This is a genomic window from Nocardia sp. NPDC058633, from assembly GCF_042717045.1.
In the GTDB taxonomy this organism is placed as follows: domain Bacteria; phylum Actinomycetota; class Actinomycetes; order Mycobacteriales; family Mycobacteriaceae; genus Nocardia.
Genome location: NZ_JBHXRA010000013.1, coordinates 92,808 through 117,340 on the forward strand (window position 1 = coordinate 92,808; position 24,533 = coordinate 117,340).

Below are 24,533 nucleotides of genomic sequence, written 5' to 3' on the forward strand. Positions count from 1 at the left end.
CTCGACGGCGCCGCACTCAGGCAGTCGCCGAGCAGGACAAGGACATCGCGTTCCTGAAAAAAAGTCTCGGCGTACTCTGCCGCGATGCAGCAGAACCGGCCCGGTTCGAACTGATGGCGAAGCACGCCGCCTCTGCTGACGCGGTGGCCGAGGCCGCCGGCATCCGGCCGCGTCCGGACAGTTCGACGTGGTCCGCATGGCCCGGCTGCTCGAGGTGTCGACATCGGGGTTCTACGAATGGAAGAAACGCACGGCGGCAACGGAACCGACCGATCGTCAGCAGTGGCTACATCGGCGAATTCCGACGTCGTTTATTGGTCAGGCCGACGTCACCCCGGGCACCGCCGCGCTGTCTCCGTATCGGTGAATTCCGACAGCACCCGAGCACGGCATCCGCCACACTCGCCCGATCGACAGGTTTGCGACCAGCGCGAACAGTGCGGGGAACCCAGGGAGCCAGGGTGACGCCAGAATTCACCGATAGACCCGCACTCGGGTGACGCTGAAATTCACCGATCGACGTCACCACGATTCACCGATAGAGCCACCCTTCTCGTGGCCGATCTGCCGCGCTGCCCGAGGGTCTGTCGTGCAGCACCGCACCACGATGCAGGGGGCCACGGCCCGATCTCGGAGAAGACGCGCCGTCGGACAGGGCCCGCCAGCGCGGAAACAGCGTGGTCGGCTCGGGCAGACAGTACGGGCGACCGGTGGTCGCATGCAGTTCGGTCTACCTCCACTGTCGCCTCGGATTGATGACAGTTGTGAACTGTATGACCAGGGTCACTCCCCAGCTCGCTTACCAATGTGCCAAAATCGCAAGTATGGACGCGAAGGGACTTGGTAGACGGATCGCGGAGGCGCGGGTCGCCGCCGCCATGTCACAGGGGCAGCTCGCCGCGGCGTTGGACCAGGTCGACCACACGACAATCAGCAAAATGGAGTCGGGAACTCGACGGGTATCGGCTGTGGAGATGTTCGCGATTGCCGAAAAGCTCAACAAACCTCTGCAGTGGTTCGTGATGGATGAGGTACCCGCAGCGATCAGCCGCCGCACCGATGCCGCGTTCGATTCCGAGGTCACCGCCCGCATGGACGAGGCGATCGAGTTGCTGGCCGACGACATGCGATCGTTGATGCGTAAGGGGCTGATTTCTGCGGTGCCGCGACCAGAGTCGGCGGTGCCCGACTCCCATGATGACGCCGAACTACTTGCGCACGAGACGCGCATGCGGATCGGGCTGGGCGACGAGCCCATCATCGACATCCTGTCTGTCTGCGAAAGACTCGGAATGTACGTATTCGTGGGTGACTACGGCGATTCGGCGGAAGGCGCTTGCGTCATTGTCGCCGAGGATGATGACACAGCGGTGGCCGCTGCAGTGATCAACGCTGAACAGAAGCGAGGCCGTAAGCGGGTAACTGTCGCCCATGAGCTGGCGCATTGGTTGATTGGAGATGCCTATGATGCGCACAGCTCCGACTCCGAAACCATGGTTAAGTCGGTCGCGATTCACTTCCTAATTCCCCGCGGCGGGGCAGGGAAAATGTGGAGTGACTACCCACATGACAGTCCGCGCCGCCGCGCCATCCGCATTGCCGCTACCTACCGGGTGTCGTGGACAGCGACGGTCAACCAGCTCAAGAACATCGGGCTGATAGACGAGTATGAGCGGGTCGCGCTCGCACGGGACATCCCCGTCGTAAGTGACTTTGCTGCAGCAGGAGTTCCGTATCGCGCCGATGGCCTAAACGGCCCCCGGCTTTCTCCGCAGCTGGCCGCAGCGGTGGTCCGCGGATACGAAACTGCCAAACTCACACGTAAGCGGGCGTTGCAGATGCTGCGGGGATCGATCAGTGATCCCGAACTGCGCCCACGCGACAACTCGCCGTTCGAGGTGGTCAAGGGAGGATGACTAACCCTTGGGTCATGGACACGAGCGTGTTCACCCACTGGCACCGTGCAGGTCGTGGCGAGATACTGCGACGGCTCTCGCCTGGGGGGCAGGTAATTCTGATTCCGGACGCGGTGAACGCGGAGATCGAGGTGGCACGTGAGAGGTACGCCGGGATTCCGGCGATAGCCGAGTGCGAATGGACCCAACTCGTCGTTCTCGACTCCGACGAGGGAGCGGTGCAACTGGCAATCCAGTCCGACCTCGGAGCGGAGACACCCGTCGAGCATGCGGGGGAAGCCGCGGTTATCGCTTACGCGCACACACACGGGTGCACTGCGATCCTCGATGAACGCGAAGCGATCAACCAGGCCAAGGAGTACACCGTCCAGACGCGGGATTCGATGTGGATCGTCATCGAAGCGCTCCACGTCCTCGGTGACGTCGATCGTGACATGGCGGAGCAAATCGTCGATGACCTCATTGCGACGGACATGTGGCTGCCGGTGAGGTCTGGCGCGAGCCTCGTCGGATGGGCCTACGAAGTCGAGTACATGCCGCACCCAACCCGACCATTCCAACAACGCCGGGCGGAGTTCCCTCCTGAGGACACTGCGGCGGTATCCTCATCCGGCTCGGCTGGAGAAGAACGGACATCGCTCGACATCCCCACCGGGCCCTCGGACTCGACATCTCGATCACCCGTCCTGTAGGTGAGGCACGCAGCTGTGCGACCACCGCTCGTGAGCAGACCTCGATGCGACTGCGGTCAACAGGTTCTGACCGGCGACCGCCCACGTCCGTGACAGACTGCGTCACCGTGGATACCGAGGACAGCATCGAGACGCTCGAGTCGCACGCCTGGCGGATTGACTCCCGCGAGTATGCTCGCCACGAGGCTCGCCGCGGCCGACGGTTCGCCTTCCCCGAACTCGATCCCCGCCGGACAGCGCTGGTGGTGATCGACATGGTGCCGTTCCATGTTTCAAACAGCGTGTATTGTCGCGCGATCGTGCCCAACATCAACCGCATAGCCGAAGCCACGCGCGCAGCGGGCGGCGCGGTGGCTTGGGTTACGCCCGCTTCCACCACACCGACCCCTCGTGAGATCGAGTTCTTTGGACCGCAGGTCGCTGAGACATATAGCAGTTCAGGCGGTTCTGGTCCGGTTCACACGCGCATGTGGCCGGGGATGATCACGCACAGCACTGATTTGTTCGTCGAGAAGTCGGCCTTCAGCGCCTTCTTTCCCGAGCGGTGCGCGCTGCCGAAACTGCTCGCCCAGCGAGACGTCGACACGGTCCTGATCACCGGCACCGTCACCAACGTGTGCTGTGAGTCATCGGCGCGCGACGCCGCCACTCTCGGCTTCCGCGTGATCATGGTCGCCGACGCCAACGCCGCCCGCCGCGACCAGGACCACAACGCCGCCCTGCATACCATCTATCGCTCATTCGGCGACGTGCGCCCAACTGAGGAAGTGCTCGAAACGCTCGCCACCACGACGTGATCGGCATGACCGACCGAGCCGAAAAGCGTTTGCCCTCAGTGCAATTAGGCTCGTATCATGACCGCAGCTGACGAGGTTCACGCAGGCGAAGACTTCTACCGACGGGCGCACAACCAGATGCCGGGCGCTATGAGCTGGTACGTACTGGGGCACCCGCTGCCCGATGGGCGATCGAGCTACCAGTTCCTGGCCGACCAGGTCCCGGATGCTCGCCGAGTACTCGACCTCGGCTGTGGCGATGGATCCTTGCTGGCGGTCCTGGCCCGCAACGGTGCGACCGGCCTGGCCGGTATCGACCTTTCTGACGGCGAACTCGCCACCGCCAAGTGCAGACCGGAGCTGGCTGGCGCGGATGTGCGGCAAGGACGCGCCCAGGAACTACCGTTCGAGGACAACGCATTCGACACCGTGGTCTCCCACATGGCGTTGATGCTGATGGCCGATGTCGAACAAGCCCTGGCCGAAACGGCACGAGTGCTGAAACCCGCTGGCGCGCTGGCGATCTCCGTCGGCCTGCGACCCGCACCCGGAAGCGGACGCGTTGTTCCTGAAGCTGGCGCGGTCGATCTTCGCCGCCGCCCAGCAGCAGGGATCGGTGATGTCCACCCTCGGCGACCGTCGCACACGCACCCGCGAGGGGATGAATGAGCTGGTGACGGCCGCCGGATTCCGAGCTATCAACTGGGTCGAGATCAGTCCCGGCGCCGACATGCCGGCGGAGCAGGTATGGCAGTCCGCTGTCGACTCGTACTACGACGTCGCCCTCGTCGGTGCTCAGCAACTCCAGCGTCTCCGCGACGAATTCCTCAGCCAGGCTGAAGATCTGGCAGCCGACGGACTACTCGCCTACGGTGCCCGCATGGCAATCGCCACAACTCGGCTCGGTTGACCCGGCTCCACGCCGAACCAGTGCGAAGGCACGCTCACCAGCCCGCTGCCACCCAGGTTCAGATCCTCGAGGATCTCGCGCGGGTGAAATACGGTCACGGCTTGGTGGAAAATGACCACCCATACACAACCCAGCTTTCGAGGGATCCGCACCGACAAGACCCCCGACGCGATCGGGATACCCAGCTGACTGCCGATGCCGAACGGGTTGACGAACGAACATCCGCGCTGCGGAATCAGCGCGAACACCGTCGCCCTAGTCGGTGATCGGCAACGGTCGTTTTCCGAACAGGTCTAACGGCTGCCCGGCTGGTCAGTCTCCAGGTCGAGGATCCGGTTTCGCTGATCTTCAATAGTGCTGCGCACACTGGCGATGAGTTCGACGTAGCTCATCTGCATCGGGTGCACGCCGACCACCGCGGCGAGATCGCGGACGTTGAGATTGAGGATCTCGCGGCATGAGTTGTAATCGGCCTGCAGCATCGCCAGCTGCACCTCGATCGGAATCTGTTCGCCGACCCGCGAGCCATGGGGCGGGGGCTCCTGTCCTGTCCACGGCGACCACTGCGAGTGGATGTCGTGCTCGGTCATCTCCGACAGTCGTTGCAGTAGCTCCCGGCAGGCGACCGGCGAGGTGAACACGGTATCGAGACACCGGTGGTAATCGGGGGGTTGCATTTGGATGTGGTCGCTCATGGCTCACAGCTCCCGGGGACTCCGCCTGATAGCGAAGAGATCCAGCCTAGCCAGAATCCGGCACCACCGGGAGCTGGGAATCTGAGGCGCGGGGGAACCCGGCTATTCGGTTTCCCACTGGGCTTGCTGGGCGAACCGATCCCAGTGTTGGTTCAGCTTCTCGCTCATCGAGGCCGGACCGTCATGGCGGACCGTGAACTCGAAATCAGCCGCGTCGGCTATCGCGCGTAGCTGCATCCACACCAGCGAAGCCAAGTTCGCGTACAACTCCTCCGTGAGAGGTTCGTCGAACTCGATGGTCAACTTTTTGCGAGGTACGTCCGCGCTCATCCGTTTTCACGCCTCCTGACCGGTCTATCCAGTGTCGGGCGATCATAGGGCGCATGAGCGCGACCACGGCGGCGAAGGACTGGGTCTCAGGCTCGTCGTGCAGACTCGTGCGAGTTGTCGGCTGTATAGACAGTGATCTTCGTCCGCAGATAAGTGCGCCGAGGTGCACGACACAACTCACCCCGAATGACCTCTGGCGATACGGTTTTGGTCACATCATGATCCGCATCACGACTCGACCGCACATCGACTCGACACCGGCCACGGCCGCACTGACGAAGGCACTAGCCTCAAGGGGCATGGACGGAGAGCCACCGTTGAAGTGATGTGCGCATCTCTTCGTTTGTCGGTGTGCGGCCGTTGACGATCGGCGCCGGGTCTTCCTTACTGACGTTCCCGTCTCCAAGACTGGTTTCAAGAAGATCCACGAGCCATCGGCGCGCACAACGATATTCACGTTGTTCCCATCGCGGTTGGCACGGTCGCTCTAGACGACGTCGGTGAATGCAGCGGCGGCCACCAGAGCGGAGCTCAGCACGGGTAGCCACGCCTGCCACCAGACAGACGAATGCTGGACGATCTGTTCGAGAGGCACCCGCGCGGTACGCAGGATCAGCTGGCCCTGCCCAGACCCTTCTGCAGAACAGCCGAGGAGTCAGGTGCAAATTCTGCCGACGCGATGTAGTGCCGCTCTGTGATCGCCTCTCGGGACTGCCCCAGTTGCTTGGCAGCAGTCTTCGAATCCGCCCCCTCGGCGATCAAGGTGGCGACCGTCCTTCGGAACGTGTACTGAGTGACATCCTTGTACGCGGCGCCACGCGCGTCGCGCCAGGTGCGGTTGAAGTTGTGTGGATCGCGTAGTACTGCACCGCGTCCCGGGAACACGAGGGGTGTCTTGTCCTCCACCTCCACTACTTTGCCGTTCACCTCACGCAGTGCCTTCACCGCGCACATCCGCCCGTGCGCCGGGTCTTCTCGTAGCCGCTTCAGCATGTCGAGGGCAAATGCGGGTAAAGCGACAATTCGACGCCCCGCAGCAGTTTTCGTCCATTCTTGTCGGAATAGTCCCTTACCTTTCAGCCTCACCACGGTGGCGGTGACAGTGAACGTCGCCGGTTCCGCCTCGAGGTCAAACTGATCCCAGGACGCCGCCAGTGCTTGGCCGGGACGCACTCCCGAGCCGAGGATCAGATCGGCGATGTCCACGATGAGCGGATCACGTTTCGGGCCGTGCGTGTATGCGGGAGTTCCTGGAATTTCGTTGCCTTCCAGCCATTCTCGAAGTTGTTCACGCAGGCCGTCTAGGCGTTCCCGTTCGATGATCTGAGGGTTGGTTTTGCGTTTGCGCAACCGGGAGGTGAGGTTCCCCCGCTTTCTCGGAGGGCTCTGACTGTGGTCCGATAGGACCGGAAGGAGTCATTCGTGGCAGCACCGAAGAAGTACCCGGACGACTTGAAGACGCGGGCCGTGCGGCTGTATCGGGAGTCGGATCCGAAGCCGACAATCCGGAAGCTGGCAACGCAGCTCGGGGTGCATCACGAAGCGTTGCGGCTGTGGATTCGCCAAGCGGAGACTGATGGCGGCGAGCGAGACGATCGCCCGACGACCGACATGCTGGCTGAGAACCGAGCGTTGAAGAAGCGGGTCGCGGAGCTGGAGCGAGTCAATGCCGTATTGCGTGATGCGAGTGCGTATTTCGCCTCGGAGCTCGGCCAGACCCGACGGTGATCGTGGCGTTCGTCAGCGAACATCCGCAGCACCCGGTCGAGCTCGTATTACGGGTTCTGGGCATCGCGTCCTCGACGTATTACGGCTGGTTGCGGCAGGCGCAGATGCCGTCACGGCGGCGACTGGCCGATCGAGAGCTGCTGGCCGAGATCGTCGACATCCATACCAGCTCCGGCGGAACCTACGGGTCACCACGCGTGCACGCGGTGCTGGCTCGGCGCGGGTTCTCGGTCGGCCGCAAACGAGTCGAGCGACTGATGCGAGGGGCGGGTTTGCAGGGCGCATTCTTGCGCAGGAAGTGGCGGCTGGGCTCGACCCGGCAGGATCGGCGTGCCACCCCAGCTCCGGACCTGGTGAATCGTGACTTCACCGCTGGTGAGCCGGACCGGTTGTGGGTTGCCGATGCCACCCTCATCGTCTGCGGTGAGGGTGTGTTCTGGCTGGCCGCGGTCCGAGACGCGTTCTCGAACCGGGTCGTGGGCTGGAAATGTTCGGACCGTTGCGACACCGAACTGGTGCTCGGTGCTCTCGAGTACGCGGTCTGGACCCGCGATGTTCGTGACGGGCAGCTGGTTCATCATTCCGACCGTGGGTCGACTTATACGGCGATCCGGTTCGCGAACCGGTTGTCCGACAATGGGATCGCGCAGTTCATGGGGTCGGTCGGTGACAGTTACGACAACGCTCTCATGGAGAATTTCTTCTCGACCTTGAAGACCGAGTTGGTGTATCGGAACAGTTGGCGGACAAGGGAAGACGCCGAGAACGCCTTGTTCGCCTACATCGATGGCTGGTAAAACACCCAGCGGATGCTGTCGAGTTTTGCGCCGATTCTCGCCGCCCAAAAATGCTGAACCGATTTGCATGCGTAGGCGATAAAAATCTAGGAGAAGACGAGAAGGGTAATAAGTTCTCTGCTCACCTACGTATTTCTCCTTTCTCTAGCGGCAACGCAGCGCTACCGCCGACAATGCGACACTGTGCGACGGCTGGTGCAGCGGCCCTCGGGATAATGCGGGCCATGGCGTACGGCTCGGGCTGGGCTCAGCGCCAGCGGATGCCTCGCTGTTCTGATCTTGCGATAACCAGGCCAGGGTTTCGCCTGTGTAGTTCATCGGCGATGTCGTCCAGCGATATCGGGCGTAGCCAGCGCTCCGAGATGGTGAGCGGGTAGCCGACCCAGAACTTGCCGATCGGGCCGTAGACCCATCTGGGCCAATGCTTTTCGGTGAGCTTCGGCCTCGGATCGACCAGCTCGATGGCCAGGTGCCTCATGGTGTGGGCTGTGCGCAGATGGATGCGCGATATCCCGGACCACGGGATTCGGCCGAAGGGGCCGAGCGTCACCCCGTGATCGTCGACTGCCACATCGGTTGCGCGACAAAGGAAGTGGTGCAGTCCGAGGAGCAGAGAAAGCGAACCCGAAATGATCGCACCGGACACGGGGAAGGTCAGCGCGGGTTCGGTGGTGGTGGTGACGAGCAGCAGCCAGCCGGCCGCGAGCCCGATCAACCCCAACACCATCAGCTCCACCGAACGGGCCCGCGAAGATCGAAAGATCGTTGGCGGAGTTGGTACTTCCTGAAGCTGATCCACGATCATCGACTGTAGTGGTCGGCGTTCGGACAGGCCGGGGTCGGCGCGAACATCCTGGCGGGCAACAGGACCAACGCGGGCGCTCTCGGTGTCGGTACCGGCGGGCCGGGCTCGGAGTCCGAGCGACCCTACCGTTTGAAAAACGAATTTCGAGGCACTACCGGGGCAAGAGGCTCGTAGAAGGAGAGAACCCGTGTCTTCCGGAATCCTGGTAGTTGTCATCGTCATCGTGGTCGTACTCGTAGGTGCGGCTCTACTGGTGCCGCCATACCTACGCCGGAAGCGTCTACGTGACCGTTTCGGGCCCGAGTACGACCGGACCGTCGAGCAGACCGAGGATCGTCGCGCCGCCGAACGCGAACTGGCGCAGCGCGAGCGCAGGCACAACTCGCTCGACCTGCGTGAACTGACGCCCGAACGCAAGGAAGAGTTCACCAAGGACTGGGCGCGCGTGCAGGAGCGTTTCGTCGACGAGCCCGCCGATGCCGTCGGCGAGGCCGATCGGCTCGTGACGACCGTCATGGCCGAGCGTGGTTATCCCACAGAAGGTTTCGACCAGCAGGTCGCCGACCTCTCCGTCGAGCACGCCTCGACGCTCGGTCACTATCGCGACGCCCACGGCATCGCGGTCGAGCACGCGAATGGGCAGGCGAGCACCGAGGACCTTCGCACCGCCCTCGTGCACTACCGAGCTCTGTTCGTCGATCTGACGAACGGCCACACCACGCACAAGAAGGACACCACGCACAAGAAGGACACAGTGTCATGAGTACCGAATACGAACGCACCCACACCGATTCGCGCACCGACGATCTCGAGCGCGACCGCCTCGGCGACCACGACCGTGCCGCGGCCGAGGAACGCGGCGAGCACCACGTGATAGACGCCGAGGTCATCGATCCGGATTCCGGACGCGATCCCAAGACCTCCCCCGCCGTGGACGGCGGTACCGACATGACCTTCGTCGCGGGCAGCGGCGCGGATGCCGCGGACGAGACGGGCACGGGCCGTCGGCGCCACGACTCCGCCGACGAGACCGACATCGTCGATGCGGGCCGTACCGAACACGAGCCGGTCGTCGAGCAGCAGAGCCCGGCCTCCGACGTGGAGGACGACGTCGTCCCGCTGTTCGACGAAAAGTCCCTGGAACACCTGCGCGGACGCTGGCGCGATCTGCAGGGCACCTTCGTCGACGATCCCCATGATGCCGTCGCCAAGGCAGACGAGCTGGTCACCGAACTGATCCACGAACTCACCAGCACCTACGCCGCGCGCAAGGGGATCATCGCGGACCGGTGGTCGGAGAGCCCGGACACCGAGTCGTTGCGGCGCGCGCTGCGCAGCTACCGCTCGTTCTTCAACCAGCTCCTCACCCCCACCGCCTGACCTGGTCGGCGACCACCGAACCGTACGGGCGCGGCACACACGGCCGCGCTCGTACGGTTCTGTCGTGTTCGGGGTACGACCGGTGCGAGCCGGGCCTTACCCGTTGATCAGGCCTTTGGCGATGTGGGTGACCTGGATTTCGTTGCTGCCCGCGTAGATCATCAACGACTTGGCGTCGCGGGCCAGTTGTTCGACCTTGTACTCGGCCATGTATCCGTTTCCGCCGAACAGCTGCACGGCCTCCATCGCGACCTCGGTGGCGGCGCGCGAGGAGTAGAGCTTCATCGCCGACGCCTCGGCGAGGGTCACCTTGTCGCCCGCGGCGGTGCGCTCGATGGCGTTGAACACCATGTTCTGCACGTTGATCCGCGCGATCTCCATCTCGGCGAGCTTGAGCTGGATGAGCTGGAACTGCGCGATCTCCTTGCCCCACAGCGTGCGGGACTTGGCGTAATCGACGCACAGGCGATGGCATTCGTTGATGATGCCGAGCGCGAGGGAGGCGATGCCGATGCGTTCGGCCGCGAAAGACTCCTTGGCACTGTCTTTTCCGTCGCCCTTGGCCGGGTTCTCGGTTTCGCCGAGCAGCCGGTCGGGGGTGATGCGGACGTTGTCGAAGAACAGTTCGCCGGTGGGCGAGGAGTTCATGCCCATCTTCTTGAACGCCGGACTCTGCGTGAAACCGGGCATGCCCTTGTCCAGCACGAACGTCAGCACCTTGCGGTCGCGACGGTCGGTGCCGTCCTCTTCGTCCAGCTTGGCGTAGACGACGGTCACGTCGGCGTGCGGGCCGTTGGTGATGAACGTCTTACGACCGTTGAGGATGTAGTCCTCGCCGTCACGACGGACGTAGGACTTCATACCGCCGAACGCGTCCGAACCCGAATCGGGCTCGGTGATCGCCCAGGCCCCGACCTTGGCCATGGTGACCAGTTCGGGCAGCCAGCGCTTCTTCTGCGCCAGGGTGCCGCGGCTGCGGATGGTGCCGACGGTGAGTCCGAGGCTCACGCCCATGGAGGCCACCAGGCCGAGGCTGACGCCGGCGAGCTCGCTGTTGAGGACGACACCCATGCTGCCCGCACCGCTGAAACCGGCGCCCGACTTCCCGGAGCCGGTGGCGCCTGCCTCTTCGCGGGCGAGCGCCTTCGCCAGGCCGTCCCGTGCCATCTCGTCGAGCCCGAAGGTGGCGTACAGCTTGCGGATGATGTCGAACGGTGGCAGCGCGCCGCTCTCCAGCTGGTCGACGTGCGGGGTGACCTCCTTGGCGATGAAGCCGCGCACCGCGTCGCGGAACATCAGGTCTTCGTCTGACCACTGGTACATATCTGGACTCCCGAGGGATCGCCGGAACTTTCCCTCGAATATAGAACACGTTCTAGTTCGGTCGGACGAAGGTGCGGGTGATGACCGGTGCGACGAACTCCTCGAGCATGGCGCGTTCGTCGGCGGCGTCGCGGCCGGGGGACGACAGCAGCGAGACGATGACGCGGGTGAGCCAGCGGGCCAGTCGGCTCCGCTGCGGGTCGGTCGGGTCCATGGGGGTGAACATGGACGCGGCCAGGGATTCGATGACGTCGGAGTCCTGGCTGATGCGGCCCGCCGTGCCGGAGTCGGCGGGGCGGAACCAGGCGATGAGCAGGGGGTTGGCGCGGACCTCCGCGACCGCGCCGAGCATGGCGGCGATGACGCGCTCCCCCGGGTCGGCGATATCGCGGAACCGCTCGTCGAGCTGGGCGACGATGCGGCGGGTCTCGCGGTGCACGAACGCCAGACGCACCGCCTGCCGGTTGTCGAAGTAGCGGTACAGCGTGGCGCGCGAGCATCCGGCGGCCTTGGCGATATCGGCCATGCCGACCGCGGCCACCCCGTGTTCGGCGAACAGCTCGGCGGCCGCGTCGATGATGCGTTCGGCGGCCAGGTCGGCCCGATCGGTGGCCAGCCAGTCTCCGCTCACGGTGTTTCCTCTCGACATGCTCGGGCGCCCTGCGTGGTTACGCGAGCGCCTGGGCGCCGACCGCTCACGCCGAACCCTCCGCACGCCAACGGCACCGAGACGGGCCAGCGCACGTAATTGCCCTGCGACCATTGCACCGCATCGAGGTCGACGGTGAAATCCGGGCAGCGTGAGAGCAGTTCCTCGAGCGCCACTCGGGCCTGCATGCGGGCGGCGGCCGCGCCGAGGCAGTGGTGGTGCCCGTGACTGAAGGTGAGAATGCGTTTGGGATTGCGTCGGACGTCGAGTTCGGCTGCGGTGGGCCCGAACTCGCGTTCGTCGCGGTTGGCGGAGCCGTAGAGCAGTAGCACGCGACGACCGGCCGGGATGGTGGTGTCGTGCACTTCGACGTCGCGGGTGGTGGTGCGGGCCAGCCCCTGCACCGGGGAGGTCATTCGCAGGAACTCCTCGATGGAGTCCGCGATGAGCGACGGGTCGTCGGCGAGCAGCTCGCGCTGGTCGGGATGCGCGGTGAGGAGCTGAACCGCGCCGCCCAGATTGCCGGTGGTGGTGTCGTTGCCGCCGGTGATCATGGTGAACGCGAAGCCGAGGATCGCGATCAGGCCGTCGTTGTCGCCGTCGGCGCCGAGGCCAGAGGCCAGCAGGTGCGAGATGGTGTCGTCGCCCGGTTCCCGGCGGCGGCGCGCGATCAGTTCGGTGAAGTAGCCGACCAGTTCGCCGACGGCGGCGAAGGCGTTCTGGTCACCCGCGGCCAGCCCGGCGCCCGCGACGGCGCCGCCGACGATGTTCTCGGTCCACTCGTCGAACTTGCCGTGGTCTTGTTCGGGCACACCGAGATAGTGCGCGACCACCATGGTGGGCAGCGGCTTGAACAGATCCTTGACGATATCGCCGCCGCCCGCCGCGCGCAGCCGCTCGATGCGGTCGACGACGAATCTGCGCACCGCGGGTTCGACCGAATTCACTTGGCGTGGGGTGAATCCGGGCGCTACCCGGCGGCGGAAATCGGTGTGCTCCGGCGGGTCCATGAAGACGAACGGCTTCACGCCACCGAACCCGGCCGCCGCCAGATCGACATAGTCGACGGTCAGACCCGATGCCGAGGAGAAGGTCTCGGGATCGCGAGCGGCCGCCCACACATCGGGGTGCCGGGACAGCACGTAGAAGTCGTTGGATTCCTGACCGTCGGGGATCACCCGATGGACCGGATCATGTTCGCGCAGTGCGGAGTACATGGACCAGGGATCACGCCAGGTTTCTCCGGAGCGAAGTTCGAACCGCGCCGGATGAGACGTCATTGTGCTCATGACTCCATGGTGAGACATATGCACTTCTTTGTCTAGTCCCTGCCGACCCCTTCTCGGTCACCGCAGGTCGAACGCTCGCGCGCTACCGTGGACTGATGAGCAGTCGACAAGTACCCGGCGGCGTGGTGCACGAATTACCGACCGACCTGCGAACGGCGCTGCTCGCCAACTCGGTGGCGCTCACCGCCTGGCAGGACATCACACCGCTGGCCCGCAACGAGTTCATCTGCTGGGTCGAGGACGCGAAACAGGACGCGACCCGCGAACGACGGATTCGACGCACGCAAGAGGAACTGGAAGAAGGTCAGCGGCGCCCGTGCTGCTGGCCCGGATGCAAGCATCGTGAGCGCAGTTGACCCGTCACCCTGTCGTGAACCCGACGACGGTGCCTGGAACCGCCGAGCCGCGATCAGACTCGCCGCCGTGGAGACTTCTCGGCGGTTGCGCGCAGGCCGGGTGATCGAGGTGGTCGTCAGGCCGCGGCGTTCACGATCGACATGGCGATGCCGTCGAGGATGTCGTGTTCGCTGACGATGAGTTCGGAAACTCCCGCGCGGGCGGCCAATTCGTCGGCGAGGACCTCGGTGATCACCGCGCCGCCGCCGATCACGTCGACGCGGCCGGGGTGCATCGGGCCGAGGGCCGCGCGTTCGTCGTGGTTCATGCCGACCAGGCGGTCGCAGACCTGGTGGACCTCGGCGAGGCTCAGGCGGGTCAGATGCACACGCGCGGAATCGTATTCGGGGAGGTCGAGGGCGACGGCGGTAATCGTGGTCATGGTGCCCGCCACGCCGACCCAGGTGTGCACCTTGTCGACGGGGACCTTCGTGAAGGCTTCATCGAGCTTCTGCTGAGCGAATTCCCTTGCGGCAGCGACCTGGTCGGCAGTGGGCGGGTTGCCCGCCAAACAGCGTTCGGTGATGCGGACACAGCCGATGTCAGCGGAATACGCTGCCTGGACGCCGTTTTCGTCGCCGACGACCAGCTCAGTCGAACCGCCCCCGAGGTCGACCACGACGAACGGTCCTGCATCAGCGGACAATTCACCGACGGCACCAGCGAAGGACAGCCGCGCTTCTTCGTCGCCGGTGATCACTTCGGCGACCGCGTCCGGCACTGCTCGACCCAGTTCGGTCCGGGTCATCGAGAAGAAGTCGTCGCGATTGGCGGCATCACGGGTGGCGGAGGTGGCGACCATCCGGACGCGCGAAACCCCCTGCGCCACCATCACATCCACGTAGTCGGCCAACGCCAGGCGCGTGCGCTCGATGGCTTCGGGCGCCAGCCGTCCGGTGGCGTCCACACCCTGACCGAGGCGCACGATCCGCATCTCCCGGTGCACGTCGGTGAGCCCACCGTCGGACCCCACCTCGGCGATCAGCAGGCGGATCGAGTTGGTACCGCAATCGACGGCGGCGATGCGCTCACTCATGGTGTCCTCCTGAGGTCTCGACCCGGGTACGGGCGCTGACCGCGATTATGCCTGTTCGCCGGGGGCGGCGGGCCAGTCGGCGGGGATTGCGGTGCCGCGGAACCCGGCAGCGGCGGCCAGCGCGACAGCTTCGTCACCGAAGGGGTTGAGGCCGGGGCCCTTGGCCAGCGAGTGCGCGATCAGCACGTGCAGGCACTTCACCCGGTCGGGCATGCCACCACCGGTGAAATCGGTGCCGAGCGACTCGATCTCGTCGCGTTCGGCCAGGTAGCTCTCGTGCGCGCGACGGTAGGCGGCGGCCAGTTCGGGATCGGCGGCGAGGCGTTCGGTCATCTCGCGCATCACCCCGGCCGATTCCTGCCTGCTCGCCTCGGCGGTGAGTCGCGGGTCGGTCAGGTAGTAGAGCGTGGGGAACGGGGTGCCGTCGGGCAGGCGCGGCGCGGTCTTCACCACGGCGGGCAGACCGTCGGGAGTGCGGTAGGCGACTTCGAGCACCCCGCGAGGCTCGCGGCCCAACTGCTTCGCGATGATCTCGAGGTCTTGGGGGTTCGGTGTCGTCACCGTGGTCCTTCCGGGGCTGGTTCGGAGATGCTGCGCCACAGGTCGGTGTACCAGGGGTCGGGCGCCGCGGTTCGGGTGCTCATCGGCGGCGGCGCTGGTGCTTCGATGCCGGGGATCTGCACGATATAGGGGGTTTCGCCGGGCATCACCAGGCGCAGGCGGTCGCGTGCTTCGGAACGGATGTAGGCCGGATCCTGTTGTTGCGCACGACGATCGCGCAACGCCGCGAGGTCGGCTTCGAGTTCGGTGCGCTGCTTGGCCAGTGCCACGGCCTCGGCGCGCTGACTGAAGTAGGTCCGCGTCGGTACCGCCAACGTCAGCGCGAGGCCGCACAGCACCGCCGCCAGGATCACCGCTTTACCGGTCGAGAGGCCGAGGATGGTGTGTTCGCTGCGTTCCAGCTTGCCGCTGGACTTGCGGGTGGCACCCGCGGGTTGCGGGTGCCGCCGGGTCGGGCGCTTGGCCGCGGTGGGGCGGCCGGGGGTGTCGACACTGGGACGGGAGCGCGCGGCCCGCGACGTGCGCCTGTCACCTCGTCCACCCGGACTGGTTCCACGCGCACGTCGCTCGGTCATTCGCTACCGCCCCTGTACTGCTTTCAGAATTCGCCGGTGAAACGCGGGAAGGCCACGTCGCCCGCGTAACGTGCCGAATCACCGAGGGCGTCCTCGATGCGCAGCAGCTGGTTGTACTTGGCGACCCGCTCCGAACGCGCGGGAGCGCCGGTCTTGATCTGGCCCGAGCCGACGGCGACCGCGAGGTCGGCGATGGTGGTGTCCTCGGTCTCGCCCGAACGGTGCGACATCATGGTCTTGTAGCCGTTGCGGTGCGCCAGCTCGACAGCGTCGAGGGTCTCGGTCAGCGTGCCGATCTGGTTGACCTTCACCAGCAGCGCGTTGGCCGCGCCCTTGGCGATGCCCTCTTCGAGGCGCTCGGGGTTGGTGACGAACAGGTCGTCGCCGACCAGCTGCACCTTGTCGCCGATGGCGTCGGTGAGCGCGACCCAGCCGTCCCAGTCGTCTTCCGAGAGCGGGTCTTCGATGGAGACCAGCGGGTACCTGGTGAGCAGGTCCGCGTAGAACTCGCCCATTTCGGCGGCGGTGCGGATCTTGCCCTCGAACTTGTAACCCTCACCCGCGGTGTGGAATTCGGTGGCGGCCACGTCGAGAGCCAGTGCGATATCGGTGCCGAGCTTGTAGCCGGCGCGCTCGATGGCGACGCTGATCAGGTCGAGGGCTTCCACGGTGCCCGCGACGTCGGGGGCGAAGCCACCCTCGTCACCGAGACCGGTGGCCAGGCCCTTTTCCTTCAGCACGGCCTTGAGCGTGTGGTACACCTCGGTGCCCCAGCGCAGCGCCTCGCGGAAAGTGGGTGCGCCGATCGGGGCGATCATGAATTCCTGGACGTCCACGCCGGTGTCGGCATGCGCGCCACCGTTGAGGATGTTCATCATGGGCACGGGCAGCACGTGGGCGTTCGGGCCGCCCAGGTAGCGGAACAGCTCGAGCCCCGAGGACTCGGCGGCACCGCGTGCCACGGCCAGCGACACACCCAGCAGGGCGTTCGCGCCCAGGCGGGACTTGTCGGGGGTGCCGTCGAGGTCCAGCAGGACCTGGTCGACGGTGCGCTGCTCCACGGCGTCGAGGCCGATGATGGCGGGCGCGATCTCGTCGAGAACACCCTCGACAGCCTTGGTGACGCCCTTGCCGCCGTAGCGGTCGCCGCCGTCACGCAGCTCGACGGCCTCGTGCTCGCCGGTGGACGCACCCGAAGGTACGTCTGCCCTGGTCAGGGTGCCGTCGTCGAGGGCGATCTCGACCTCGACGGTGGGATTGCCGCGCGAATCCAGAATCTCGCGAGCTCCGACCTGTTCGATAATGGCCACGAAAACTGCTCCTTACGACGGAAGGCACGGTAGGTATCACGGGAAAGGGCCGTGCGGTGCCGAGCCTATCGTCTCGGCGGAGTGTGGAGTAACCGGCACTCCGGGCCGTGCGCAACTACACGCGGCGCCCGATGCTGTATATCGCGGCGCGATCGCGCACCACGTGCATGTATTTGTTCGACTGGTTGTACGCGAACAGGGCGCGCTGCCAGCCGTCGGCCGAGGTCAGATTGCCACCACGGGTGCAGAGGTAGCGGGCGGCGGTGAGCGCGGCGTCGTCGATGTTCTGCGGGTCGGCCACGCCGTCGCCGTTGGCGTCGACACCCCAGCGCTTCCAGGTCTCGGGGATGAACTGCAGCGGGCCGACGGCGCGGTCGTAGGTGGTGTCGCCGTCGAGGCGGCCACCGTCGGTGTCGCGGATGTCGGCATTGTCGTTGGTGCCGTCGAGGGCGACGCCGATGATGGCCGGGCGCACTACGCCGTCGGCATCGATGCCCGCACCGCGGTGGGTGCCGTGCCCGCTCTCCACGCTGGCGATGCCGGCGATGGTGGTCCAGGCGATCCCGCATTCGGGCTTCGACTTCGCCAGCACGGCCGCGGCGTATCCGTAGGCCTCGAGCGCGATCGGTTCGATGCCGACCGCGCCGGACTGTTCGTCGGCCCAGCCGCGCAACTGCTCGGACGCGCGACCGGGTGCGTCGACATCGATCACGGGCAACGCGACTCCCGGCCCCGGCGGCATGTCGTCGGGGATCGACGCGAGCGAACTGCACCCCGCTAAAAGGGCACTGATCGCGACTGCGGCGGCCACGCCGACTTTCTGCACTGACATCTGTTCAATCATCCAGATCCAGAGCGGTTCGTGCACATCTCACAGGGAGTTCTCAGCGTGGGCCGAGACAGATCGTCGTCGCCTCACTCACCGCTTGCTTCCTGGTCATGCTCGCTTCGCCTGGTGAGCAGGGCATGTCGGCTTCGTCGTACACCGCGGTGATGGCGCCGTCGGCGGTGCTGTTGCCGCAGTCGACCAGCAGTGGCATCCCGCTCTCGGCGGCCAGACCGGCGACGCAGTCACCGGGTTTGCCGTAGCCGAGGTGGTCGCGACCGACCGGGCCGAAACAGACGACGAAGTGCAGGTCGGTCTTGTCGTTGCTGGAGACCGAAACGGCAAGGGCGTTGGTGACGTTCAAACACTCCGGCGCGGTGGGTGCGGCGTAGGCGGTGCGCACGGCGAGCACCCGATGCACCCGGCCGACGCTGCCACAACTGACCTTGTTCAGCGTGTTGTCCGAGTAACAGTCGCCGACCATCGCCGCCACCGCCGATTTCTCGAAGGCGCTGGGCTTGGCGCAGATGACGACGGCGCGGCCCGCCAGTGATGCTTGCGCGAAGGCGCTGCGGGCCTGCGGGTGCGCCGCGCACGCCCGGTCGACGACCGGGACCTTGGTGTGCAGTTCGATCGCGATGACCTCCACCGGTGCACTGGGAAATCCGCACGGCGACCGTTCGACCTCGGCGCCACCGTTGCGCACGCCGATGCAGTCACCGGGCCGCAGCCCGCCCGCGTCGGTGATGTTGTTCCTGGTCGGGGTCAGGCACAGGACGGTGTCACGCTCGCTCGCCGTCGGTTTCGGTTCGGCGACCGCACGGGTGACATCGGGGTATTTCAGGCAGGCGAGCTCGAACGGCCACTGCACGGCCTCCCGTGCCCGCACCTCGTACTTGGCGCGCTGGTCGCCGCAGTCGTGTTCGACGGGCAGCTCACCGGCGCTCACACAGTCACCGACCGCCATCATGGGTGGTTCGGGGCGGGTGAGGACGTATCCCGCGACCCCGCACGCCACCGCGACGACGATGACCACGGCGAGAACGAACCACAGCCTCCGCCGCGACGAACCCCCCGCCGGTGGTCCGGCCTGCGGCGATTCGGACAACGGCGGTTCGGACAACGGCGGCGGCCCGGAAGCCCACATCGGTTCGGCGGCACCGGGTGGTAGCGGCGCGGGGTACGTCATCGGGGTACGTCTCCTGAAATCGACTGGAGGACAACCCGATTTAGTCGGACATGGGGTTCCGGTCGTTACAGGTGTCGGCGATCAGGTCGACGTGGCCGCCCTGGCCGCGGTCAACCGAGCAGGTCGGCGGTCGCCTGATGCGCCGGTGCGGTGAGAACTGTTGTCGGGGCGCCCGATTCGACTACGCGACCGTGATCGAGCACGAGCAGGTCTGTGCAGTGTCCGCGGACGAGGGTCATGTCGTGGCTGATCAGGATGACCGCGGTACCGCGGTCGGTGCGGAGGCGGTCGAGCAGGCACATGATGGCGGCGGCGGTGTCGACGTCGAGTGCGGTGGTGATCTCGTCGCAGAGCAGGACCGCGGGCTCGGCGGCGAGAGCGCGGGCCAGCGCTACTCGTTGACGTTGTCCGCCGGAGAGTTCATGGGGGCGACGGGCGGCGAGCTCGACAGGGAGCTCGACGTCGGCGAGCAGGGCGGCAACACGGGCACGGAGGTCGCGCTTGGGAACCCGCGCGATGCGACGCAGGGGACGGGACAGGGTCTGCTCGACAGTGCGTCGCGGGTTCAACGCCGCACGAGGGTTCTGGGTGACGAGCTGAATACCGTTGGAGCCGAATCTGATCCGCCGCTTGCTTCCCATTTGCACCGCAACACCGGCCACCTCGAGCGACCCTACGGCGTCGGCGTGCAAACCCGCGACCACCCGTGCGAGCGTGGTCTTCCCCGCGCCGGACGGTCCGACCACCGCGAGAGCCGAACCCGCGTACACACTGAACCCGATGTCGTCGAGGACCACGTGACCGTCGGCCTCAGCTTTGATTCCCTTGGTGCGCAACGCAACTGTCGTGGCCACGCCGTCGGCGGACGATTCGATCCCCGCCGGGCGCGGACCCGTCCCCTGCGGCCGGCTCGGGTGACCGTTTCGGCCCAGCGGAATCTCGCGCGCCGACACCGCTGCGTGAGTGCCGTGCGACTCCGAGGGGCCGTGTTCAGGGGGCAGCTCCACCGATGGAGAGACGACTGGAGTGTTCGCCGCGGCAGCGGGTGTCGCCGGCCCCGGCGGGTGGACCTCGATCACGGTGTCGGCGACGGCGTTGATGGCCTCGGTGTCGTGGCCGGAGAGCAGGACGGCGGTGGAGTCGCGCGTGGCCAGGGTGGAGATCAGGTGCGCGATTTCGGTGCGGAGCGTGCCGTGCAGGCCCGCCAGGGGTTCATCGAGGATGAGAATTCGGGGGCGGCGAAGGATGGCGCGCGCCAGTGCCACGCGACGTTGCTGGCCGCCGGACAGGCGGGCGCAGCGGCGGCGCAGGTGGGCGGGGTCGAGGCCGACCTGTTCGAGGACAGCCAAGCGGTCGGCCTCGGAGCTGTCGGGTGCCGCGTCGGCCAGAACTGCGCGAACGCGAAGAAGCGGGTTGAGTTCGGAGCCGGGGTCCTGGCCGACGTAGGCGATATGTTCGCGGCGGAACCCGCGCAGCGCACCGCCGTCGAGTGCGAACACGTCGTGCCCGGCGACCAGCACCGTGCCTTGCGCACGAGTGTCGGCGGGCAGATGCCCGAGCAGCGCGCGCATGGCCGTCGATTTTCCCGCGCCGGACGCCCCGGTGAGCGCGGTGACCGTCCCCGGCTGCAACCGAAACGACAACGGCGCCAGCAACATCGCGCCACTGTCGGTCACCACGCTCAACTCGTCCACCACCGCCGCGTCACCCTTCACCGAGATCCCGCAGCCGCCCGACCGCGCCGCACCTCGCGTGCTCCGGTCTGCCCGCACGAGGTCGGCCGATTCGGCAGCATCGGATGCGGTTTTCGGGATTCGTCGATTCCCGGGGCCACCGGTCACCACCAAGTTCACACCGACCGCCACGACGGCGATGGCAGCACTAGGCGCCAGCACCGCCCAGGGGTTCAACAGCAGCCCGGAGGCGTTGTCGCGGACCATGATCGCCCAGTTGTCGGGATCGAGGGCGGCCACCCCGAGGAAGGCGATGGTGCTGACGAGATAGATGGCCACGACGAAGCGCAGGCCGAGCTGGGTGGTGAAGACAGCCCGGAGATTGGGCAAGATCTCGCGGAAGACCAGGTGGGACAACGATTCTCCGCTGGCGACGGCCGCTTCGACGTAGCCGGAGGTCGCGACGGTGGCGGCCGAGGCCGCGAATATCCTGGCACAGTAGGGAACTCCGAAGATCAACGACACCACGATCAGCGCGGAGACGCCGCCCTGCGGCCAGGCGGTGAGCACGAGCAGAATGCCGAGGACCGCGGGCAGCAGGATGACCAGGTCACCGCAGAGTTCGATGATCTTGCCCGCGCGCGGGCGCACGGCGGCGACGGCGCCGAGGACAGCCGACAGCACGGTCACCGCCACCGCGATCACCGCCGAGACCACCAGCAGGTGGGTGCCGCCGGTGAGCAGGTGGCTGAGCACATCCCTGCCCAGCCGATCGGTCCCGAGCAGCGCTCCCCCACCCGGGGGTGCGAACGGCATCCCGACCGCCTTCTCACCCGGATAGGGCGCGAACAGCGGCCCCGCCACCGCGAGCACCACCACAAGCCCGACACCCGCGGCCACCGAGTACCGCCACCCCGCAGCGCCCCATCGCGGCACCCGATCACCGGTCCTTCCCGCGACGTTCATCGCGCACTCCGCGATGCCCACGCCCGGACCAGGTCGGCGACGGCAAGCAGCACCATGATGACGATCGCCGTCAACGCGACCACCGCGGCGACCATCGTGGCGTCCCGATCGGCGACGGACCCGGCGAGCACAGCGCCGACCCCGGGATAGTTGAACAGGGTCTCGACCACCAAGGCCCCGCCGAAGAGCATGCCCACCGATGTCGCGTACCCGGCGACGATGGTCGGCGCGGCGAAGGGCAGCATGTGCCGCAACAACACAGCGCGAGGCGGCAGCCCTTCCAGCACAGCGCTTTCCACATGTGGTGCCGCAGCCACATCGAGCAGGGCCGAGCGCACGACTCGGGTGTTCCAGCCGATCTGCGGAATCGCCAGAGCCAGCACCGGCAGCACCAACATCTCGGGCCCGACCGGAAACCCGGACCGGCCCGTGATGGTCACGGCGGGCAGCCAGCCGGTGGCCAGGGAGAACACCAGGATCAGCAAGGTGCCGCCGACGAATTCGGGCACGGCCACCGCAACAGTGCTGACGGGCTGCAGAATGCGCGCACCGAGCGCGGTGGGCCGCATCGCCCACCAGCAGCCCAGCCCCAACGACACCGCGATGGTCAGCAGCAGCGCGATCCCACCGAGCAGCAGCGTCTGCGGGAACTTGTCGGCCAGCAAGGCGCCGATCGAGTTCCCGCGCGCGGTCTGCCCGAAATCTCCGGTGAGTACGCCGCAGATCCAATCCAGGAACTGCACCGGCAGCGCCCGATCCAGCCCGAGCTCGTGCTCCTTGGCCGCCAGTTCGGTCGCGTCCGCGTCCCTGCCGAGCGCCGCGCGCGCCGCGTTTCCCGGCAGCAGGTCCACCGCGACGAATACGACGGCCAGCAAGGTCACCAGGAGCGCGATTCGCCGGAGCATCGGCAGGGCGAAGGTTTTCATGTGGTTCACGCCAACCAGGCACGTTCCAGCTGCACGCGCGCGAACCCACCCAGCGTCGGCAGATCGCGCACCGTCGCCGCGGCGATGTCGACGCCGTCGGCCATACCCCACACCAGGTAGCCGCCACGCTCGAACTCGATGCGCTGCAGTTCGCGCACGGCGCGGGTGTACTCGTCACCGGACGCGGCGAGGGCCTTGGCGTTCGCGGCATCGAATTCCGGGTCTCGGAAGCCGGTTTCGTTGCGGTTGGATCCGGATGTCATCAGCTTGTCGGCCAGGAAGACCACCGAGTCGTTGGTCCCCCACGACACCGTGTACAGCGGCGCGTTGAGCCAAGTCTGATCGTAGAACGCGGCCGATTCCACCACCTGTACGTCGAGCCGCACGCCGATCTCGGCGAGCTGGGTGGCGATCACCTTCGCCGATTCGACCTCACCCGGGGCTTCGGCCTTCGTCACGAACGGGTAGCTGCGTGCGGTGTCGAAACCGGCTTCGCGCAGCAGGGTTTTCGCGCGCTCGACATCGCGGTCGCGGCGCAGCGCGGAGTCGTAGAGCGGGTCGGCGGTGCCGAGGACATCGGCGCCGACGGTGCCGTAGCCGGAGTGCACCTGGTTGACCAGCGCGGTCCGGTCGACGCCCAGCCGCAGCGCGGCGCGCACCCTGGCATCGGCGAACGGTCCGTCGGCGGCGCGCATGGCCACCCCCAGCATGGTGTCGTTCGCGCGCCGGATGACCTGCAGGTCACCGCGTCCCGCGGCGGTGCGGCCGGCGATCGCGCCCACGTTGGAGGCGAGGTCGATCTGCCCGCCCAGCGCCGCGTTGCCCAGCGCGGTGACGCTGTCGAACATCGTCACCTCGATGGCGTCGAGCAGTGGCGGCGTACCGTGCCAACGCTCGTTGCGCACCAGCCTGGCGTTGCCGTTCTGATAGGACTCGAGCCGGAACGGGCCGGTGCCGATCGCGGCGGTGAAGTCGGTGGTGTTCTTGGGCACGGTGAACGTCATCAGCCGAAGCAGCAGGGGCAGTTGGGTATTGGGCTCGGACACGGTGAACACCACGCGACCGGGGCCGTCGGCGACGATGTCGTTCTCGGCCACCGGCATCTTCGACGCGCCGCCGACCGAGCGCAGGCGTCGCATCGACCACACCACGTCGTCGGCGGTCACCGGCGCACCGTTGTGGAAGGTCGCGCCGTCGGCGATGGTGAAGGTCCAGCGACGGTTGTCGGCGCTGGATTCCCAGCGCGAGGCGAGCCGCGGGGCGACGGTCGGGTCGCCGCCGGGCACGGTGAGGGCGTCGTAGACGAGCGAGGCGATCAGGAAGTCACTGTCGTTGCTGAGGTTGGCGTGCGGATCTCGTTCACTGCGCGCGGCGGTGCCGAGGGCGCCGACCCGCAGGGTGCCGCCCTTCTCGGCAGGTCCGTCCGCCCCATTGTCGTTGGTGCAGGCCGCCGCCAACAGCACAGCGGTGACGCCGATTCCGGATTGCAGGAGCTGCCTGCGCGTGAAACCCATCGTGTTGCCTCCTCGAACCGCGGGCGCCGCACCCCTTTTCCGGGCACCGCAAACTAGGCGAGGCTAGCCTAAAACGCACCCCGCGTGGTGGGCTTCTTGTCGACCGAGACCGATCCGCAGCGGCGGCGGACACTCCCGAATATCACCTCTTACGCGAGTTCGGGTAGAAATCAGCGTTATATGATTCGGCTATCTTCTTGCCGAAACGTTAGGTAAGTCTTGCCTAAACATATCCCAGGCACTACCTTCGCTCATCGAGTCTCCAACACCC

At 66.3% G+C, this 24,533-nt stretch carries 28 protein-coding genes; 11 read left to right on the forward strand and 17 right to left on the reverse strand.

The window, feature by feature from the left end; all coding sequences use genetic code 11:
* Nucleotides 1-196 precede the first annotated feature (196 nt).
* The 6 genes from ACFWUR_RS18635 (at nucleotide 197) to ACFWUR_RS18660 (ending at nucleotide 4,294) form a co-directional block, all read left to right on the forward strand.
* Complete coding sequence (locus ACFWUR_RS18635; protein ID WP_378908384.1) at nucleotides 197-367, forward strand: hypothetical protein; 171 nt, start codon at nucleotides 197-199, stop codon at nucleotides 365-367.
* 457 nt (nucleotides 368-824) lie between these two features.
* Nucleotides 825-1,916, forward strand: a complete 1,092-nt coding sequence (locus ACFWUR_RS18640) for a helix-turn-helix domain-containing protein (RefSeq protein ID WP_378908386.1) — start codon at nucleotides 825-827, stop codon at nucleotides 1,914-1,916.
* 14 nt (nucleotides 1,917-1,930) lie between these two features.
* On the forward strand, nucleotides 1,931-2,608 hold the full coding sequence (locus tag ACFWUR_RS18645; protein ID WP_378908387.1) for a hypothetical protein: 678 nt from the start codon (nucleotides 1,931-1,933) through the stop codon (nucleotides 2,606-2,608).
* Nucleotides 2,609-2,715: 107 nt separating this feature from the next.
* Nucleotides 2,716-3,405 (forward strand): isochorismatase family protein, encoded by a 690-nt coding sequence (locus ACFWUR_RS18650; RefSeq protein WP_378908388.1) that lies wholly within the window; start codon nucleotides 2,716-2,718, stop codon nucleotides 3,403-3,405.
* A gap of 57 nt (nucleotides 3,406-3,462) precedes the next feature.
* Nucleotides 3,463-4,053, forward strand: coding sequence for a class I SAM-dependent methyltransferase (locus tag ACFWUR_RS18655; protein ID WP_378908389.1), 591 nt, complete (start codon nucleotides 3,463-3,465; stop codon nucleotides 4,051-4,053).
* Nucleotides 4,046-4,294, forward strand: coding sequence for a hypothetical protein (locus tag ACFWUR_RS18660; RefSeq protein ID WP_378908390.1), 249 nt, complete (start codon nucleotides 4,046-4,048; stop codon nucleotides 4,292-4,294). Before ACFWUR_RS18655 ends, ACFWUR_RS18660 begins: the two co-directional genes overlap by 8 nt.
* Here ACFWUR_RS18660 and ACFWUR_RS18665 read toward each other — a convergent pair.
* The 4 genes from ACFWUR_RS18665 to ACFWUR_RS18680 form a co-directional block, all read right to left on the reverse strand.
* Complete coding sequence (locus tag ACFWUR_RS18665; RefSeq protein ID WP_378908392.1) at nucleotides 4,252-4,542, reverse strand: hypothetical protein; 291 nt, start codon at nucleotides 4,540-4,542, stop codon at nucleotides 4,252-4,254. The two genes, ACFWUR_RS18660 and ACFWUR_RS18665, sit on opposite strands and share 43 nt — an antisense overlap.
* Nucleotides 4,543-4,587: 45 nt before the next feature.
* Entirely contained in the window at nucleotides 4,588-4,884 is a 297-nt protein-coding gene (locus tag ACFWUR_RS18670; RefSeq protein ID WP_378908393.1) for a hypothetical protein, read from the reverse strand.
* A gap of 207 nt (nucleotides 4,885-5,091) precedes the next feature.
* On the reverse strand, nucleotides 5,092-5,319 hold the full coding sequence (locus ACFWUR_RS18675; protein WP_378908394.1) for a hypothetical protein: 228 nt from the start codon (nucleotides 5,317-5,319) through the stop codon (nucleotides 5,092-5,094).
* 612 nt (nucleotides 5,320-5,931) lie between these two features.
* Nucleotides 5,932-6,669, reverse strand: a complete 738-nt coding sequence (locus ACFWUR_RS18680; RefSeq protein WP_378908395.1) for a tyrosine-type recombinase/integrase — start codon at nucleotides 6,667-6,669, stop codon at nucleotides 5,932-5,934.
* A gap of 72 nt (nucleotides 6,670-6,741) precedes the next feature.
* Here ACFWUR_RS18680 and ACFWUR_RS18685 point away from each other — a divergent pair, with 72 nt between their 5' ends.
* Together ACFWUR_RS18685 and ACFWUR_RS18690 are read left to right on the forward strand one after the other, a co-directional pair.
* Complete coding sequence (locus ACFWUR_RS18685; protein WP_378908396.1) at nucleotides 6,742-7,047, forward strand: transposase; 306 nt, start codon at nucleotides 6,742-6,744, stop codon at nucleotides 7,045-7,047.
* 2 nt (nucleotides 7,048-7,049) lie between these two features.
* On the forward strand, nucleotides 7,050-7,844 hold the full coding sequence (locus ACFWUR_RS18690; RefSeq protein WP_378908397.1) for an IS3 family transposase: 795 nt from the start codon (nucleotides 7,050-7,052) through the stop codon (nucleotides 7,842-7,844).
* A 247-nt stretch (nucleotides 7,845-8,091) separates the two neighbouring features.
* On the opposite strand, the gene ACFWUR_RS18695 is transcribed toward ACFWUR_RS18690, so the two are convergent.
* The gene (locus ACFWUR_RS18695) at nucleotides 8,092-8,571 is read right to left on the reverse strand and encodes a hypothetical protein (protein WP_378908398.1); all 480 of its coding nucleotides are present in this window, start codon (nucleotides 8,569-8,571) and stop codon (nucleotides 8,092-8,094) included.
* A gap of 265 nt (nucleotides 8,572-8,836) precedes the next feature.
* On the opposite strand from ACFWUR_RS18695, the gene ACFWUR_RS18700 reads away from it, so the two are divergent.
* The gene (locus ACFWUR_RS18700) at nucleotides 8,837-9,412 is read left to right on the forward strand and encodes a hypothetical protein (protein WP_378908399.1); all 576 of its coding nucleotides are present in this window, start codon (nucleotides 8,837-8,839) and stop codon (nucleotides 9,410-9,412) included.
* On the forward strand, nucleotides 9,409-10,029 hold the full coding sequence (locus tag ACFWUR_RS18705; protein WP_378908400.1) for a hypothetical protein: 621 nt from the start codon (nucleotides 9,409-9,411) through the stop codon (nucleotides 10,027-10,029). Before ACFWUR_RS18700 ends, ACFWUR_RS18705 begins: the two co-directional genes overlap by 4 nt.
* A gap of 96 nt (nucleotides 10,030-10,125) precedes the next feature.
* On the opposite strand, the gene ACFWUR_RS18710 is transcribed toward ACFWUR_RS18705, so the two are convergent.
* From ACFWUR_RS18710 to ACFWUR_RS18720, 3 genes are read right to left on the reverse strand one after another with little or no spacing between them, the layout of a single operon-like run.
* A complete protein-coding gene (locus tag ACFWUR_RS18710) occupies nucleotides 10,126-11,352 on the reverse strand; it encodes an acyl-CoA dehydrogenase family protein (RefSeq protein ID WP_378908401.1) in 1,227 nt (408 codons plus the stop codon).
* A gap of 52 nt (nucleotides 11,353-11,404) precedes the next feature.
* Nucleotides 11,405-11,983 carry a TetR/AcrR family transcriptional regulator gene (locus tag ACFWUR_RS18715; protein WP_378908402.1) on the reverse strand — a complete coding sequence of 193 codons (579 nt, stop codon included), beginning with the start codon at nucleotides 11,981-11,983 and terminating at the stop codon, nucleotides 11,405-11,407.
* Nucleotides 11,980-13,290 carry a cytochrome P450 gene (locus tag ACFWUR_RS18720; RefSeq protein WP_378908404.1) on the reverse strand — a complete coding sequence of 437 codons (1,311 nt, stop codon included), beginning with the start codon at nucleotides 13,288-13,290 and terminating at the stop codon, nucleotides 11,980-11,982. The genes ACFWUR_RS18715 and ACFWUR_RS18720 overlap by 4 nt, the downstream gene beginning before the upstream one ends.
* A gap of 95 nt (nucleotides 13,291-13,385) precedes the next feature.
* On the opposite strand from ACFWUR_RS18720, the gene ACFWUR_RS18725 reads away from it, so the two are divergent.
* Nucleotides 13,386-13,646 (forward strand): YdeI/OmpD-associated family protein, encoded by a 261-nt coding sequence (locus tag ACFWUR_RS18725; protein ID WP_378908405.1) that lies wholly within the window; start codon nucleotides 13,386-13,388, stop codon nucleotides 13,644-13,646.
* A 116-nt stretch (nucleotides 13,647-13,762) separates the two neighbouring features.
* On the opposite strand, the gene ACFWUR_RS18730 is transcribed toward ACFWUR_RS18725, so the two are convergent.
* The 9 genes from ACFWUR_RS18730 to ACFWUR_RS18770 form a co-directional block, all read right to left on the reverse strand.
* Nucleotides 13,763-14,722: an exopolyphosphatase gene (locus ACFWUR_RS18730; protein WP_378908406.1), complete on the reverse strand. Its 960-nt coding sequence runs from the start codon at nucleotides 14,720-14,722 to the stop codon at nucleotides 13,763-13,765.
* A 45-nt stretch (nucleotides 14,723-14,767) separates the two neighbouring features.
* Nucleotides 14,768-15,283, reverse strand: coding sequence for a DUF501 domain-containing protein (locus ACFWUR_RS18735; RefSeq protein ID WP_378908407.1), 516 nt, complete (start codon nucleotides 15,281-15,283; stop codon nucleotides 14,768-14,770).
* The gene (locus ACFWUR_RS18740) at nucleotides 15,280-15,858 is read right to left on the reverse strand and encodes a septum formation initiator family protein (protein WP_378908408.1); all 579 of its coding nucleotides are present in this window, start codon (nucleotides 15,856-15,858) and stop codon (nucleotides 15,280-15,282) included. The genes ACFWUR_RS18735 and ACFWUR_RS18740 overlap by 4 nt, the downstream gene beginning before the upstream one ends.
* A 23-nt stretch (nucleotides 15,859-15,881) precedes the next feature.
* A complete protein-coding gene (gene eno / locus ACFWUR_RS18745; protein WP_378908410.1) occupies nucleotides 15,882-17,168 on the reverse strand; it encodes a phosphopyruvate hydratase in 1,287 nt (428 codons plus the stop codon).
* A 115-nt stretch (nucleotides 17,169-17,283) separates the two neighbouring features.
* The gene (locus ACFWUR_RS18750; RefSeq protein WP_378908411.1) at nucleotides 17,284-18,000 is read right to left on the reverse strand and encodes a lytic transglycosylase domain-containing protein; all 717 of its coding nucleotides are present in this window, start codon (nucleotides 17,998-18,000) and stop codon (nucleotides 17,284-17,286) included.
* A gap of 52 nt (nucleotides 18,001-18,052) precedes the next feature.
* Complete coding sequence (locus ACFWUR_RS18755; RefSeq protein WP_378908412.1) at nucleotides 18,053-19,183, reverse strand: hypothetical protein; 1,131 nt, start codon at nucleotides 19,181-19,183, stop codon at nucleotides 18,053-18,055.
* Between the two features lie 110 nt (nucleotides 19,184-19,293).
* Entirely contained in the window at nucleotides 19,294-21,822 is a 2,529-nt protein-coding gene (locus ACFWUR_RS18760; protein WP_378908414.1) for an ATP-binding cassette domain-containing protein, read from the reverse strand.
* A complete protein-coding gene (locus ACFWUR_RS18765; RefSeq protein ID WP_378908539.1) occupies nucleotides 21,819-22,748 on the reverse strand; it encodes an ABC transporter permease in 930 nt (309 codons plus the stop codon). Before ACFWUR_RS18765 ends, ACFWUR_RS18760 begins: the two co-directional genes overlap by 4 nt.
* Nucleotides 22,749-22,753: 5 nt before the next feature.
* Nucleotides 22,754-24,262, reverse strand: a complete 1,509-nt coding sequence (locus ACFWUR_RS18770; RefSeq protein WP_378908415.1) for an ABC transporter substrate-binding protein — start codon at nucleotides 24,260-24,262, stop codon at nucleotides 22,754-22,756.
* Nucleotides 24,263-24,533 lie beyond the last annotated feature (271 nt).